The 351-nt window shown below is 69.2% G+C and carries 1 protein-coding gene; it reads left to right on the plus strand.

Annotated elements, in window-relative coordinates:
* Window positions 1–351, plus strand: a 351-nt coding sequence (locus tag ACWJ6R_RS38145) for a hypothetical protein (RefSeq protein ID WP_449066822.1), incomplete at both ends; no start/stop codon positions are given.

Here is a 351-nt window from a genome sequence, read left to right on the forward strand (position 1 = left end):
GAAGCTCGGCAGGCGGCTCGTCCTGGCCGGTGTGGTCGGGATCCTGCTTCCCCTCGGCCTCTTCGGATGGGCATGGCTGATGGCCGCGCTCTTCCCGGACTCTCCCCTATGCGGGCACTACACCGGCTGTCTCGGCTTCCTCGTCCAGGCATGGGCGGTCGGGCGGTGGGTCGCGATCGTCCTCGCCTGGCCGTTGCTGTATCTGCTGCGGGTACGGCCGGCCTGGCCCGTCGCCCTCCTGGCCGTCCTCTTCCTGGCGACGATCTGGCGACTCGCCGAAGCGCTGCCGTTCTCGCTGGCCGACGTCTCCCTCAAGCTCATCGTTTTCAGCGGCGTGATCGCCTACCCGGC

The sequence above is a fragment of the Planomonospora algeriensis genome, assembly GCF_977012225.1.